Raw genomic sequence first — 14357 nt, 5'->3', positions numbered from 1 at the left:
AAGAAGTCTCATGTTTAATGGTAAAACAATATTCATTGCAGGGCATGCACGTTTACCTCAAGGAATGGCAGCGAAAAGTGTATTTGAAACGTTGACCATAACGGCAGAAGTCGATATTAAATTTGGGGTTGTACTCGAGGCTTCGTGTACATTGGCAACTGAGCATGGACGGGAGTTTATCGGGGAATTATTAAAGGGTACCAGTTTAAACGATGGTGTCGAAGAGGCGATAGATTCAATTCAAACCTATTACAGGGGCAAAGCAGCGAATGCTTTGGTCGCTGCATTAAAAGACTTGGATATCCATTTTCAACAAATTAATGCGGGAGATAAAACGAAACTATCAAGCCTGTAATTGTTCTTAGGTTCTATCATTGGCTTTTTCATCTTTTTTGAATAAATTCCGTGTCTTTATATCGGTTTTTCACCAACAAATCGGAGACATTTATTTTTCATATATACAAACAATTTGGTTTGTTTTTTAATGGTCAGCCAGGTCCTTTATCAATCTTTCTTGTTTTATCCATTTTTTTGTTATCCGTGATTCTGATGTATGTCTCTACTCAAAATGCTAGATTTAAAAAAAAGGTAATTAGAGAAGCGGATTTTTGGTCTGAGTTTGGAGATTATCAATCCATGTTCAATCGGATTCATAATATTACAGAAAAGCCTACTTGGTGGGAAGCAGGGTTTTTAACAGGAATTCATTCTTTTATTTGGTTTGAATGGGCGATCTTTCGGAAGGATAAGTATGTTCATATTACGCAATCTATAGTGATGATTGTTATATTATGGGGGGCTTGCTAGCTGGAGTAACATAGCTTTAAGTATTGCATTAGTGCTTTTAATTGTAGCACATATACTGAATGGTTTTTTTCTGGTGTAGTAAAGCATGCTTTGACAGGGGATTTATTTTTATTGCCCGGTTCTTTCGTGAAAAAAATATTCTATTTAGAAGCTCTAAATATTTTGCCGATTCTAGGGTTGGAAATCTTAGGGGTATTGTTGGGACGTATTTATCATGACTATTCATTAAGGAGGATCTGTTTATGAATAGAGACAAAGATATTATAAACAAAGACATCGAAGGATTAAAATCTACTGATAAAGTAAAGGCATTCACAGCTATTGCAAATCTGAAAAATAAAGCACAACTTGCAGTACCACAATTAATACAAGTAATTGAAGATACAGAAGAGCAATCGTTGAAAACAATGGCTATTGTCACACTGGGGGAAATTGGTTCCCAAGCAAAAGATTCCATAAATACATTGATCTATTGTTTGCAAAATGAACAGGAAGAAATAAGAAGTTCAGCAGCTCTAAGTCTATCGAGAATTGGAGAAAACAGTCTTGAGAAATTAAAGACAGTTGTCAAAGAGCAAGAAGGGAAGAGTAGGTTTTGGGCTAGTTGGGCGATTACCATGATTAATCCGAATGAAGCCGACGAGGAAGTAGTAAATGCTTTAAATGAATATAGATTAAATGGTGATAGTGACTTTGAAATATTAGCCTCAATTGAAGGATTAGGTAAGGTCATCGGAAACCACATAAAGGAAGAATAAAAGAAAAGCGGAATTCGGAGAAGTGCTTCGCAGCATCGTTCATGACCGGGATTCAGGAGGGTTCACCCTCGGTTTGGAGGGAGTCACTGAAAAGACCGATGAATATGTGGCTTTTGCTACAGCCATTTCATACTTGCTTGGAACACCAAACCATGATGCGATGTCAGGTAAATATTATGCGCGATTTAGTGTACAAGATACGGATAGCAGTGATTCATACCTGCGCCAAGCGTATCGTTTATTCACGCTTCATTCGGACGGAACATTTGTGGATGAGCCGGTGGACTGGCTATTGATGATGAAGATGATTGAAGAGAATGCCCGTGGTGGAGAATCTCGCTTATTGCATCTGGACGATTGGAAAGAACTTGATCATTACGTCAATCATCCAATTTCGAGTCAAAAATTCACTTGCAAAGCTCCAAAGAGCAAAAACATTGATCAGGAAATTGAAAGATTGACATTCTTTAATCACAATAACAAGCCTGGCATATGCTTTATCGATCAATTCGTTTATCCTGAATCGATCGAACAGGCCAAGTACTTACGGGATTTATCGCATTCCTTGGAAAACGATGAAAGCGTAATTGAATTGGAGCTCCCTGTAGGAGATTTAGTTGTCGTCAATAATATATTTTGGCTTCACGGCCGTGCTGCTTTCGAAAAAGATCCGAACCTGAATCGTGAATTACTGCGCCAACGCGGAAGATTCAACCAATAAATTCGTTAAATGATTAAAGATAAATGCTGCCACCTAAGGGAAGAGTAGCATTTATCTTTTTTTGACGGCTAACAACCAAAAAAGCAGAGGCCGCACTGGGAAAATACACGATTCCACGCTGAAGGTCTAGCATTCCAAAGCACCTCTTACGTCATACTTATCCAAATCGATATCAAGTTCCTGATCAAGCGCAAGGTTTGCCAGTTGTGAGCCAATATAAGGACCCATCGTTAAACCTGAAGCTCCCAAGCCATTGGCAATGATTATCCCTTCCCAATCAGGCAACGGGCCGATTACTGGCAGGAAGCCTGGTGTGAACGGACGAAAACCGACCCTCGCCTCAACAAACGCATTATTTGCCAAGCCAGGAGCGGTATTCAGAGCTTTATTGAAAACCTCCTGCAAGCCTCCAGCAGTCACTCGGGTATCGAACACTTCCGTATTTTCATGGGTAGCGCCGGCAACGATTTTATTATGATTGAAGGCAAGTAGATATTGATCACTGGGAGGCATGACAACCGGCCAGTTATTCGTCCCTTCAATAGCAGATTCAAGGTGGATGATTTGGGCTTTTTGAAAGCTGACTTTAAAATTCACACCAAGTGGCTTCAGTAATTGTGAAGCCCATGCCCCAGCACAAACGATTACTTGATCAGCAGATATGAAATCGTCCTCGACGGTTACACCATTAACCTGTGAACCTTTATATGTAAGAGATGCCTCACCGTAGATTAATTTCGCGCCGTTTTTTTGCGATGCACGCAGTAAAGAATCCCGAAGCGCGCGACCATCGACCCGAGCGGCCCCGCTTACATGAACAGCTGCATATTCATTGGAAAGAGGCGGGAATAATTCCTTTGTTTCCGAAGGGGAAAGTAATGTGATCGTGCCCATCTCCGGTGCGTCTTCTTTCCGTTTTTCGGCTCTCTCCTTCATCGCCATCAGTTTTTCTTCTTCGGTATGTAAACTGATGGCCCCGACTTGAGCATAACCTGTCTCGGTTTCCCCATCCCGTTTCAGTTCATCAATCAGAGCAGGATAAAAAGCCGCTCCATTTTTAGCAAGGTGATACCATGCTTTATTCCGCCTTTGCGATATCCAGGGACATACGATTCCTGCTGCGGCAGCTGTTGCCTGTCCTTCATCCTGACGATCGATAATAATTACTTCAGCCCCACTTTTAGTAAGCTGATAGGCAGTGGAGGCTCCCAGGATTCCTGCTCCTATGACAATGATTTTCTGCATTTTAAACATCTCATTTCTCTATATGTATACATGCTTTACCATTACTATAACGAAGACATGATACAAATTCCACAATCATCAATGTAATTTCATTCACAAAGTTATTTTCTAAGGAAAGGATATGCTATGATGGAAATTGCATAAGCTTGAAAAGATACGAGGAGGACATCATATGTTAAGAAAACGAATGGAAGCATACATATCAAAAACCATCAGCAATGACCAGCTGGAGGTATTTAATGAAGAAAAGGAGTATATAGAAAAGCATAAACTAATCACTGAAGATACCACTATAATGCTAAAGGAAAATACATCACGTTTTGCCGATGCATATATCGAACGCAGTAATAAAGAGAGCGAAGAGTTGATAGCAGTAGAGAATGCTTCATTTTTAGCCCAGCCTATTGAGTACTTGAAAAAAAATAAAGATGAATTCCTATACTTTGAATCCGACTGGTTCGAATTAATCGGAGTGGAGGCACTTTCAGTAGAATGCGATGATGTATTCGGTACCTATAACGCGATGTTCGGATTGAAATTCCAGAAAAAAATGGGTGAAGCATTAAAGACGTATTTAAAAATGCAAATCCAAGAAGACGTTGGTTCATTCAGTTTAATGTTTAACCAAGGTGACGGACTTTGGGATGTTAATTTTGCCTTGAATAATGTCAATGGGTTTCGAGAAGACCTAACATTAGATGATGCTTTTAATTTAATCTATCATTTTCTTTTTATCCTTGTTCAAACGATAGAGGAAGAGATGTAAGTGCGAACGCCATCCTATGGATGGCGTTATTTTTGATGATTCAGGAATCCGCGATTTCCATCTTTTTAACTCCTTCTTTCTTAAACTCTTCTCAGACCGATTCAAGGTAATACTACAAAATGACGAGCTACTTCACTTAATTTGACGATTCCGAATAGCATTCGCTAATTTGGTAAACCTTCTTCAAGCCTCGGAAAATGTGCTTTTTAAAACGTTCTCAACTGGTCATTCCATCAAGATTGTGTCTGTTAGCGAGCAGAATCTCGTTAAGTTAAAATTGGCGGATGGAGAGCCATATACAGTATCACTGTTTGAGCGAGCGGGTTTCTTGCCGGCCAAGAAAATTGGCATGGCGCGACAAAGGCCAGTTGGTTTGCTCACTTAGAAATGACACTTGGTGAAACGGACTGGTTAGAAGCAGCAGTTGATGATAGCAGTGTGCCGTGATCCTTTAAGTGGCGTTTTTCATTTTTCATGAGCTGGAACATCCATCGTTCAGCTAAAAATGTAGAAGATGGATAGAGGAACTTCAAGGAATTCGTCGAATTGATACATGATATACCTTTATTTAACGTACTATTTGTACCCCTTTTCAATAATGAAACTGAAAGTTACATCGGAAGGAGAAGTTAAAGTTGCTGAATGAATTGAAAGTTACTCAAGTTACCATCCCCATGCCATTTAGATTGAACCATGTCCATTGTTTTCTTGCAGAAGGCGAAAAAGGGTGGACGATCATGGATACGGGGTTAAATAACGAAATGACAAGGGATATATGGAAGCCGATCATTGCCAAACATGATGTTCGTGATATAATCGTCACCCACTATCACCCAGATCATTTCGGTTATGCCGGGACCTTACAGCAGTTAACCGATGCCGAAGTGTGGATGACGCAAGTGGATGAACATGCAGGGAAAACGTACTGGGAAGCGCCGGCACTTAATCTCCTTAAGGAAAATTATACTGCATGTGGCATGGAAGATGACCTAGCCACAGCTTTATCCAGTGACGAAAGCAGCTTCATCCCACAAGTAAAACCATATCCTACGATCAATCATCACCTTGAAGAAGGCATGAAGCTCCGTTTTGGCAAATGCGAGTACGAGGTAATTTTCACACCGGGTCACTCTGATGGCTTGATTTCCCTATATAACAAGGAAAATAGCGTTCTGTTCTCGACAGATCATATATTGCCTAGAATATCTCCTAATATATCGTATTGGTTCAAGGGCTTAGACAACCCGTTGGAGGCGTTTTTTTCTTCCTTGAAAAAAATCCAGAGGTTAGACGTTGAATATGTCATTCCTTCACATGGAAAGCCATTTCGAAATGCCAACGAACGAATCGTTGAGTTATTGAATCACCATCAAGACCGCCTGCATGTCATTCATGAAAGCATGAAAGATCCCATTACTGTAAAAAGTGCCTGCAGTATCCTTTTTGGAAACTTACCTATCCACGAATCAAGATTCGCCGTCGGTGAAACCTTGGCCCATCTTGAATACCTGCTTTTGAATAACCAATGCAGGAAATTCACTCGTGATGGGCTTTTGTATTATCAAGCCATTTAATTGGAGGAGAAAGTCAATAACCTGAAAAAAATCCACCGCCCATTGCATCCGGGCGGTGGATTTTCATTGACTGGCACTAATTTGTCTCTTTACTTCTTTCAGAATATCTTCACCTTATAGCAAATATGCTCAGGGCGAAAATGGATTGGTGAATCCAGTCCAGCGGCAGCTGAAAACCGAAACAGCCCCTCGCTAATCGTAACAAGAAAGTTCGTAACATTCATCGATGACAAGTGCCTTCTGCAAAGCGGGATCAGTGGTGGCTACCCCGACAGGGCAATGCATTTGATTGGCATTTCATCATTTGGATACACCCTATGGAAATCATGAATCCTCTTGCAATGTTCACAAGGTCCGCTCCCATTGCTAAAGCAATGTCAATTCGATCGGGAGTGAATAATTTTCCGGAGGCAATAATTTTGACCTGGTCTCGGATTCCGTATTTTTCAAGGGTCGAAATTAGGTAAAGCGGATTTTATCAATCGATTGATACGAATCTGAAAAGAGGACGCATCCGAAAATCAAATGACGAAATATGGGAAAACCTTTTATGCTTTTTTGAAAAATATGGTTATTTCCTATTGGTGTCGGAACTAAAATAGTGTATGATGCATAGTATAAGATATGCTGTACGACATATAGTATAGAGGAGAGGTGATGATATGAGCACTTTACTGAATTCATTGACCACCGAGCTGCGAAGAGGCACTTTGACGTTAGCGGTTCTAAGTCAGTTAAAAATCCCACAGTATGGGTACTCGCTTGTCCAGCGTTTAGAAAAATCGGGAATTTCCATCGATCAAAGCACGTTATATCCTTTGCTTCGCCGTCTGGAAAAACAGGAATTGGTGACCAGCTCCTGGGATACGTCCGAAAGTAGAGCGCGGAAGTATTATTCTTTAAGTGTTTATGGAGAAGAAATTTTCACCCAATTAAAACAAGAATGGGAAAAAACGTCTCAAGAACTTTATATATTGTTAAAAGGAGAGGGAGAAGATGGAGCTGATTGAACTTTATATTCAGGAAGTGACCCGCAGGCTGCCAGAAAAAAACCGCGATGATATTGCGCTTGAGCTTCAGTCTACGATCGAAGATATGCTTTGTAAGGATTATACTGAACAAGACGTGAAGGAGGTGCTTAAAAAATTAGGAGATCCGGTAACACTCGCAAGCGGTTATCGAGATCGGCCAATGCATCTGATTGGACCGCGTTATTATGATGTCTATATCAGTCTTCTGAAAATGATTTTACCAATTTCAGCCGTCCTATCATTAATTTCATTGATTGGAGATGGCACATTTGTTGATTTGGGTGAAAAAACGGTAATAGAAGTGATCTTCATCATCATTGGAAAAGGAATCGTGGGCATCTTCGGTACCGCCATTCAAGTATTTTTTTGGTTAACGCTTTTATTTGCCGTTTTAGAACGTACGGATACTTCAAAAGATCATAGGCCTTTAACGAAAGGATTTAAACGTTGGACACCGGATGATTTAAAACAGATATCGAATATCTCAGCGAAAAAAGCGATTACTAAAGTCGAAATATTTGGAGGCTTGTTAGGCATCGGCATTTTCGCTGCTCTCTATTTCAATGCGAGCAGCCTTCTGGGGGTTTATGAAAGTAGTAAAGATGGACTCACTTTTGTAACACCCACTTTTAATCAAGAGGTATTGAATGCCTATTGGTTACTCATTTTCTGCATCATCATCTTAGGTGTCTGCCTTGCGATATATAAATTACTGGCAGGGCAATGGACCCTAAAGCTCGCTTGGCTCCACACCTTTTATCAACTTTTCACGACGATTGCATTCATCATCATCATCAGTAATCCGCATTTACTGACAGACGATTTCCTTGCGTATATGACAAAAATATTTTCAATCGGTGAATGGAAAGACTCGATTTACTGGGGATTGATTCTTCTCGTTATCTTTTTTGCAGCATTCGATGCTTATCAAGGTTTTCGGAAAGCAAAAATCCGCTAAGACACTGTGTCCTTTCTGTGTTCAGCTTATTTACAAAAAGGTTTCGGATGATATTCCCATCCGGAACCTTTTTATGATTCCCTTCATTATTCGAAGTGCTTTTAACTACATTTGATCCTCTTTTTATTCATATAGCAATACCCTTGAGGAAGTAGCCGCAGAAGGAGGGGATAAGCTAGTGGAATCTGATGGGGAAAACCACTTATTTAAGCTAAAATAAAGCACAAACCTTCCAATAAATCACCATAAGCTCACAATTTAACCGTCAATTTTTGTGTGGCAAGGATCTATTTAAGGAACCAATTTTCGAATCTATATTTTATGGGTATCTGGTTAACTGTTATATGGGTCAAATAAATCAATAGTAGGGGGAAATCCCATCATTGTGCAAAGAGGGGTTCAATAATTTAGAGGTAGGAATCCCAGTCACAGGCAGCGTTTACGGTTCCTAAGGAAAAAAACAAAAAAAGCCCCCATATGGTTATCGACATATGAGAGGCCTTCAGATCATAGATTATTGGACTGCATCGAATTGATTCACTTTCCAAGTGGATCCGGATTTGGTGAACGTAACCGTTCTTTTGACTGAATCGCCATCGACGGTAGGGACGGTTAAGTTATAGGTTCTTACGTTTTGTTTTTGTTGAACAGATTTGATTTTGGCTTTTTTCCATTCTAGCATGCCATCGCCATCGCCGATTGGACGGGCTAATTTACCTTTATGTGTCATGTAATTATAGTTTGTTAACCCTTTTTCAATCGCATTATCAGTAAATGTTTCTCCTAAATAAGTAACCAGCTTATCTTTTGTATTGAATTCCTGGCAAAGATAGGAGTACTCTGTTCCTTTATAGCTGAATGTTTTTTGTGTGCATGATTGAGTTTTGTAGCCATGTAACGCATTCCAAAAATGTTTACTCGCATTATCGGCTATTTTAAGTGCATTTGTGTCAGATAGATTCTGTGATGTCGTTTGAGCTGTTGCCCCTGTGCTCAATGTGAATAACAAAATGATGGATAATAGCAAACCTGATATTTTATTCATACTTTCTCTCTCCAATCCCTATTAGGATGATTATGTAACGAAAGTGTAATTAATATTACAATTGTTACATTTATATTACAACAAGTTTGACAGAAGTAAAAGAAAATCTTCTAAAATAATCATTTTTTTTACGTTTCTTTAAATACATACACATTTTGTTCATTTTATTCTTTCTTTTATGAATCATGCGCTTTTCGTTCCGGACGTACCGATGATTAAGACAACCTCTTGTAATTAACAGACCGACTATCAAGATATATATGGAAGTAAAGTATCCATGGTTTCCTGATGTATAATTCTTATTCCCTGAACAAGTTCAGGTAAAACCTAGAGAGTAAATTCCAACCATTAACAAAATTCAGACCAGTTCCTCACTATTTATTCCATATCTTATATGACTATACATAAAGGTTTGACAAACTTTCCAATTCTACCGTATGATAATGAATATAATCTCCTAAGGGGAGTAGCTTTAACAGCAATGTCGTCATTACGGAGCTCCAAGCTCTCGGCGTTGTTGGCAGCATCTTGCTGTTAGCCAGACCTTACCTGTTGGTAAAGGTCTTTTTTCTATTCGAAAAACCTTTACCGAAATCGGTAAAGGTTTTTTTAAGTAGATCATCATCAAGATATGATGAAAAGGAAAAAACAAATAAATATAAATGGAGTGTATTCTTTGATACTGAGAAAATCTTTGTTACTTTTAGGAATAGGATCTGCACAGATCGACTTAATCCTTCCGAAAAATACGTATAAATCTGGAGAATGCATAAATGGCTATTTCTTGATTAAGGGTGGTACCCTTGAGCAAAGAATAAGAAGGATAGAATGTGATCTCATCATGGATACTCATTCTACGGGAAAGGAAGAAATCTTGAAGACGAGCACCATTTTATCTTCCAGAGGAATAAATTCTGGGGAAAGTAATGAAATTCCTTTTAACTTTTGTCTGCCAATGCTAAAGGAGCCTTATAAACGCGAGGTTTCCTATCGGTTGAAAACGAGGCTTATTCTTGATAAAGGAATAATTGGCAAGGATGATGATTGGATTTTAATCGATTCTGAATAAGCCGGAAATGGAGTTGGCAACTTGAATATTTTTGATATTACGGAGCGTGCTTTTAAATATTTGGAAGAATTCCTATTAATGAGGCTATTCATTTTAGCACTGCTGCTAATGGTAGTTTATTACGTTTTGAATAAGATGGTAGAATGGTTCTTCAAAAGGTCAAGTTTTTTCGAGGAAGAAGTGGAAAAAACGATACAAGGTGTTACACGTTCTTCTCTTAGGTACGGAATTTCCGCACTTTTCCTCATTTATGTGATCGGACAGTTCATAGACTTAAAAGGGATACTAGCTGGAGCCGGTATTGTAGGGGTCGTGATTGGATTTGCCGCTCAACAAATGCTCAAGGATATTTTGTTGGGGTTTGTAAGGCTGTCAGATAATGAATTCCGCGTCGGGAATTTCGTGGCATTCAATGGGACGAGTTCCGGAACAGTCGAGGAAATCGGCATTCGGTTCATGCAGATAAGGGAATGGTCTGGAAAACTGCTGACCATTCCACACAGCGAGATTAGGACGATTCAAAATTTTAATAAAGGGAGAATGCGGATCATTGAGCGAATCACGGTAAGTTATCAGGAACAACCAGACAAGGTGAAACGGTTGCTTGAAGTTATTTGCCTTACCTGTAATGAGAAATTTGGTGAAAGCCTGTTAAGGTTCGAGGACGGCACACCTGAAGAAGATTTTCGATATATCGGCATTACCGATTTAAATCCGGGTTTCAAATATGTGGGCTATGAGCTATGTATAGTGGGACTTGTGAAGCCTGACGATTACTTTGAAACGTCAAGAAATGTAAGGTTTGAAATGATGTCTGCGTTACATGAGCATCGTATCTTAATGCCATCTTCTCATTTGCTCGTCCAGGCAGACCCTAATCATGAACGCTTGATTGAAAATTAAAAAGGAACATCCCGCTAAAATGGAGCCCATTCATTTACTTATTATCAAGGTATTTCTGTTTTAAAAAATTCGTCTTACATAAAAAATGAAAAATTAACCTTGATTATTCAAAAGGAGTCGATTATCATGTAATTAACATAAAATGGAAGGGTGACTTTAGACAATGATCATTTAATCCTATTCTTTAAGGGAAAAGCGTGTTAAATACGATTTTTTTCTGGATAGGATTGGTATGTACAAACAAGATCATTGTGTCCCCTTCTTCAGGGATATTTTGCCTTATTAATTTGTATTATGCCACCTCCTGTCCAGATACTAAAGCAGGAGGTTTTATATTGGGAAAAAATACATTGGCACCTTTAAGTAAAAAAGAATCCAACATATTTATGAACCCTGTTTTTCGTGCTATCATCTTTTCCGGATTATTTTTACAAATAGGGATATGGGTCCGGAATTTTGCCGTTTTGCTGTTTGTCATGGAACAGACCAACGGAGATGCCTTTGCGATTTCCATGATTTCCGTGGCGGAATTTGCCCCGATTTTTATTTTTTCATTTATTGGCGGAACGTTCGCAGATCGCTGGAGCCCTAAAAAAACGATGGTTTGGTGCGATATTTTAAGTGCATTATCCGTATTCGCCGTGCTTATCGCCCTTATCTTCGGAACTTGGAAGGTAGTGTTTTTTGCGACATTGATTTCGGCGATCCTTTCCCAATTTTCCCAGCCATCGGGCATGAAGTTATTTAAGATGCATTTGCCCGAGAGTCAAATTCAAACAGGAATGTCTGTGTATCAAACCGTATTTGCGGTATTCATGGTGTTAGGACCGATACTCGGTACATTTGCTTTCCAATCGTTTGGAATCAACATCTCGATAGCCATTACGGGTGTAGCGTTTTTACTTTCGGCAGTCGCCCTCACATTCCTTCCGAAGGATCGGAAATTGGATGAAGAAGCCGGTAAAACGACATTATGGCAGGAAATGAAAAGTGGAGTGAGCTATGTACTTCATAAAAAAGAACTGAGTTTGCTTGGATTATGTTTTCTTGGAGCAGGACTCGGTCTTGGCTTCATTCAGCCTTTATCCATCTTCCTTGTTACCGAACGTTTAGGGCTGCCTAAGGAAAATCTCCAATGGTTATTCATGATGAATGGTGTAGGCATGATCTTAGGCGGAGCAGGTGTGATGATCTTTGCCAAAAAGGTGGCACCACAACGGTTATTAGCCCTAGGAATGCTCATAAATGCCATTGGATTGGCAGTACTCGGGCTGTCGACGAATCTTTGGCTCACACTTACAGCCGAGTTCTTTAATGGTCTTATGCTGCCTTGTATCCAAATTGGAATCAATACCCTGATATTGCAACGGACGGAAGGTGCGTTCATTGGAAGGGTCAATGGAATATTAACGCCACTATTCACTGGCTCGATGGTATTGACCATGAGTGTTGCAGGCATGTTGAAAGAGCAATTTTCACTCATTGCCATGTTTGAAATCGCCGCTTTCTTTTTTATTCTTGGGATGGTTTTCATTTTACCTTTATACAACCAGAAGGCTGAAACGAAATCCCTGGACATCCAGTAGTATAAACATGCGTATATAAGAGCAGGGAAGGTACTCCCTGCTTTTTTCCATCCGTGAACTTCAGATTTTTATTAATGATTAATAGGCCTTGCCAGCATTACTTTACCTATGAAAATTTTTATTAGATATTTTCAAGCTATACTACATAAAATAAATACAAACCTTCTTACCACAAATTCTCCACATGATTTGACGTTGTTCACAATATTTTTCAAAAAATTTTCATACACGCCGGAGGGTCTCTCCGAACGTTTCACCTAAGAATAAAGAGCAGGGAAGGATTGATAAAAATGAAGACAAACATTAAATGGACAGGGGATTTGGCCTTTTCCGGAACCACCCCGTCAGGTCATGAAGTAAAGATGGATGCTGCAGAGGATGTAGGGGGACAAAATAGCGGAGCGAGACCGACCGAGTTACTTTTACAATCCTTGGCAGGCTGTACAGGGATTGATATAGTCATGATCTTGAAAAAAATGCGTTTGGAGCCGCTTTCTTTCCAAATGGAAATTGACGGGACACGGGCCGAGGAAAATCCTAAACGCTTTACGCATTATCATATCCATTATTTACTGGAAGGGGAGCTTCCGGAGGATAAAGTGGTTCGCGCCATCCGTTTATCGAAGGATACGTACTGTTCCGTATATCACTCCTTGAATGCAAGCATGGCAGTGAGCTACTCCATCAACGGGGCCAAGGGGCAACAGAAAGTATAGTTTATAAGTGACGACATCCCGAAAGCCCTTGAGCCACCGCTTCAAGGGCTTTTTCAGTGCGTTTGGCTAGAGCGTTGGAGACTGGTGATCCAGCTTTATTAATCCTTTAATTTCCCCCATAAACTTGTTAATATGAAGGTATCGACAAAACAAAACATTAGGAGTGGTGGATATGAGTGTACATAAGGCTATAACGTTACATGCCCAAAAGCAAAACAAGGAATTCACTGAATTTTCGTTTTTGGATCAAAAACGGGAAGACTATATTCAAGAAGCGATTGAATTATGTAAGGCTGAAAAGGATTTTACAACAGACTCCATCAATATGATCACCATCCAAATCAACGCTTTGGCAAATGAAAGATTTATACCTACTCGGAAAATGGTTACCGCCGAAATGGTCCGTACATATGTGGGGAAATTAGCATAGGCTGCACAATTGCCCAGGTGAAAAGGTGGCTTGAAACGGCAGGACTGACACTCATTATACAAATGGGTGTCATTTTCGTTAAATTATTTTAATAGTGAACGCACAACCTTTACTCGTTCTTTGTATATCGGTTGGCATAGCTTGAAGCCACGAAAGCATTAGGTTTTATTTTCGGTTCAACTCCCATCGATTCCATCCTAGCGACCATTTCTTTTACGAACTCACTCGTTTTGTTCCGTTTTCCTATTCCTATATCAATGTGGCCCTCCATAGTGAAGGTGGCTCCTTGATAAACGGCAGGAAGGACAATTTCAATTAGCTGGTTTTTTCTTTCTTCCGTAAACATGGAAACGAGCTCCTCGGTTAATGACAATTCATACGAAATTCGTTCATGTAATTGCGTCATCCTTCTAGGAATCATCACTTTCCTTATGCAGCCCCAAACTCCATTTCCGACCTGCCGAATTACGATGCCAGTGATGAATACTGTATGTTTTTTATGTACCTGCGAATCAGTGCCGATCATAAGACGAAAGTTACCGGCTGGATTTAATTTCATAAACTCCGCAATATGGTTGAAGACCACTTCAAAGGACATGTTTTTTTCTTGGATATTTTGAAACGGAATATTATAAATTGGAGATTGTCTCATATATCAGCACCCAACCCTTCCATTTTCCTGTACACCCCATAACACATCATATGAAGCAAGAACTTGTTTCGTGCTGAGATGAAGGCCATTAGATTG

The 14357-nt window shown here is 39.6% G+C and carries 14 protein-coding genes and 2 pseudogenes; 12 read left to right on the top strand and 4 right to left on the bottom strand.

The genetic code is table 11. The features are described from left to right. The first annotated feature begins 10 nt into the window (after positions 1-10). The 3 genes and pseudogenes from ABE28_RS11800 to glaH form a co-directional block, all read left to right on the top strand. Positions 11-355: a DUF3870 domain-containing protein gene (locus ABE28_RS11800; protein WP_064465030.1), complete on the top strand. Its 345-nt coding sequence runs from the start codon at positions 11-13 to the stop codon at positions 353-355. Between the two features lie 694 nt (positions 356-1049). Continuing rightward, a complete protein-coding gene (locus tag ABE28_RS11790; protein ID WP_064465032.1) occupies positions 1050-1565 on the top strand; it encodes a HEAT repeat domain-containing protein in 516 nt (171 codons plus the stop codon). A 13-nt stretch (positions 1566-1578) separates the two neighbouring features. Beyond that, positions 1579-2286, top strand: a pseudogene (glaH, locus tag ABE28_RS11785) (glutarate dioxygenase GlaH); the annotation flags it as partial. Between the two features lie 126 nt (positions 2287-2412). Here the strand turns inward: glaH and ABE28_RS11780 are convergent. Next, on the bottom strand, positions 2413-3531 hold the full coding sequence (locus tag ABE28_RS11780) for an NAD(P)/FAD-dependent oxidoreductase (protein WP_064465316.1): 1119 nt from the start codon (positions 3529-3531) through the stop codon (positions 2413-2415). Positions 3532-3703: 172 nt separating this feature from the next. Between ABE28_RS11780 and ABE28_RS11775 the strand changes: the two genes are divergently transcribed. Beyond that, complete coding sequence (locus ABE28_RS11775; RefSeq protein WP_064465033.1) at positions 3704-4297, top strand: hypothetical protein; 594 nt, start codon at positions 3704-3706, stop codon at positions 4295-4297. Positions 4298-4932: 635 nt separating this feature from the next. After that, positions 4933-5871, top strand: coding sequence for an MBL fold metallo-hydrolase (locus tag ABE28_RS11770; protein ID WP_064465034.1), 939 nt, complete (start codon positions 4933-4935; stop codon positions 5869-5871). Positions 5872-5969: 98 nt separating this feature from the next. On the opposite strand, the pseudogene ABE28_RS24520 reads toward ABE28_RS11770, so the two are convergent. Further along, positions 5970-6322, bottom strand: a pseudogene (locus ABE28_RS24520) (glutamate synthase-related protein); the annotation flags it as partial. Between the two features lie 211 nt (positions 6323-6533). Here ABE28_RS24520 and ABE28_RS11765 point away from each other — a divergent pair. Both ABE28_RS11765 and ABE28_RS11760 read left to right on the top strand, forming a co-directional pair. After that, positions 6534-6881 carry a PadR family transcriptional regulator gene (locus tag ABE28_RS11765; RefSeq protein ID WP_064465035.1) on the top strand — a complete coding sequence of 116 codons (348 nt, stop codon included), beginning with the start codon at positions 6534-6536 and terminating at the stop codon, positions 6879-6881. Then, the gene (locus ABE28_RS11760; RefSeq protein ID WP_064465036.1) at positions 6868-7860 is read left to right on the top strand and encodes an HAAS signaling domain-containing protein; all 993 of its coding nucleotides are present in this window, start codon (positions 6868-6870) and stop codon (positions 7858-7860) included. Before ABE28_RS11765 ends, ABE28_RS11760 begins: the two co-directional genes overlap by 14 nt. Before the next feature lie 514 nt (positions 7861-8374). Here ABE28_RS11760 and ABE28_RS11755 read toward each other — a convergent pair. Then, positions 8375-8905 carry an IseA DL-endopeptidase inhibitor family protein gene (locus ABE28_RS11755; RefSeq protein WP_064465037.1) on the bottom strand — a complete coding sequence of 177 codons (531 nt, stop codon included), beginning with the start codon at positions 8903-8905 and terminating at the stop codon, positions 8375-8377. Positions 8906-9581: 676 nt separating this feature from the next. On the opposite strand from ABE28_RS11755, the gene ABE28_RS11750 reads away from it, so the two are divergent. The 5 genes from ABE28_RS11750 to ABE28_RS11730 all read left to right on the top strand — a co-directional run bounded on the left by ABE28_RS11750 (position 9582) and on the right by ABE28_RS11730 (position 13609). Continuing rightward, positions 9582-9974 (top strand): sporulation protein, encoded by a 393-nt coding sequence (locus ABE28_RS11750; RefSeq protein ID WP_064465038.1) that lies wholly within the window; start codon positions 9582-9584, stop codon positions 9972-9974. A gap of 21 nt (positions 9975-9995) precedes the next feature. Further along, on the top strand, positions 9996-10877 hold the full coding sequence (locus tag ABE28_RS11745; RefSeq protein WP_064465039.1) for a mechanosensitive ion channel family protein: 882 nt from the start codon (positions 9996-9998) through the stop codon (positions 10875-10877). Between the two features lie 335 nt (positions 10878-11212). Then, on the top strand, positions 11213-12463 hold the full coding sequence (locus ABE28_RS11740) for an MFS transporter (protein ID WP_257390779.1): 1251 nt from the start codon (positions 11213-11215) through the stop codon (positions 12461-12463). A 290-nt stretch (positions 12464-12753) separates the two neighbouring features. Next, the gene (locus tag ABE28_RS11735; protein WP_064465040.1) at positions 12754-13179 is read left to right on the top strand and encodes an OsmC family protein; all 426 of its coding nucleotides are present in this window, start codon (positions 12754-12756) and stop codon (positions 13177-13179) included. A gap of 172 nt (positions 13180-13351) precedes the next feature. Beyond that, positions 13352-13609, top strand: a complete 258-nt coding sequence (locus ABE28_RS11730; protein ID WP_064465041.1) for a DUF2533 family protein — start codon at positions 13352-13354, stop codon at positions 13607-13609. Between the two features lie 109 nt (positions 13610-13718). Here ABE28_RS11730 and ABE28_RS11725 read toward each other — a convergent pair whose 3' ends face one another. Then, on the bottom strand, positions 13719-14261 hold the full coding sequence (locus ABE28_RS11725; RefSeq protein ID WP_064465042.1) for a ribonuclease H-like YkuK family protein: 543 nt from the start codon (positions 14259-14261) through the stop codon (positions 13719-13721). Between the last annotated feature and the right edge of the window lie 96 nt (positions 14262-14357).

Origin of the sequence: Peribacillus muralis, from assembly GCF_001645685.2 — a bacterium.
GTDB classification, from domain to species: domain Bacteria; phylum Bacillota; class Bacilli; order Bacillales; family DSM-1321; genus Peribacillus; species Peribacillus muralis_A.
The sequence above is the reverse complement of the archived record's forward strand: the minus strand, read 5'-3'. Positions and strand labels throughout refer to the sequence as shown.

What these genes read in the sequence shown, in the direction of transcription:
- ABE28_RS11730 (WP_064465041.1), top strand. Translation starts at nt 13,352, where the DNA reads ATGAGTGTACATAAGGCTATAACGTTACATGCCCAAAAGCAAAACAAG.
- ABE28_RS11735 (WP_064465040.1), top strand. Translation starts at nt 12,754, where the DNA reads ATGAAGACAAACATTAAATGGACAGGGGATTTGGCCTTTTCCGGAACC.
- ABE28_RS11780 (WP_064465316.1), bottom strand. Translation starts at nt 3,531, where the DNA reads ATGCAGAAAATCATTGTCATAGGAGCAGGAATCCTGGGAGCCTCCACT.
- ABE28_RS11800 (WP_064465030.1), top strand. Translation starts at nt 11, where the DNA reads ATGTTTAATGGTAAAACAATATTCATTGCAGGGCATGCACGTTTACCT.
- ABE28_RS11790 (WP_064465032.1), top strand. Translation starts at nt 1,050, where the DNA reads ATGAATAGAGACAAAGATATTATAAACAAAGACATCGAAGGATTAAAA.
- ABE28_RS11775 (WP_064465033.1), top strand. Translation starts at nt 3,704, where the DNA reads ATGTTAAGAAAACGAATGGAAGCATACATATCAAAAACCATCAGCAAT.
- ABE28_RS11725 (WP_064465042.1), bottom strand. Translation starts at nt 14,261, where the DNA reads ATGAGACAATCTCCAATTTATAATATTCCGTTTCAAAATATCCAAGAA.
- ABE28_RS11755 (WP_064465037.1), bottom strand. Translation starts at nt 8,905, where the DNA reads ATGAATAAAATATCAGGTTTGCTATTATCCATCATTTTGTTATTCACA.
- ABE28_RS11760 (WP_064465036.1), top strand. Translation starts at nt 6,868, where the DNA reads ATGGAGCTGATTGAACTTTATATTCAGGAAGTGACCCGCAGGCTGCCA.
- ABE28_RS11765 (WP_064465035.1), top strand. Translation starts at nt 6,534, where the DNA reads ATGAGCACTTTACTGAATTCATTGACCACCGAGCTGCGAAGAGGCACT.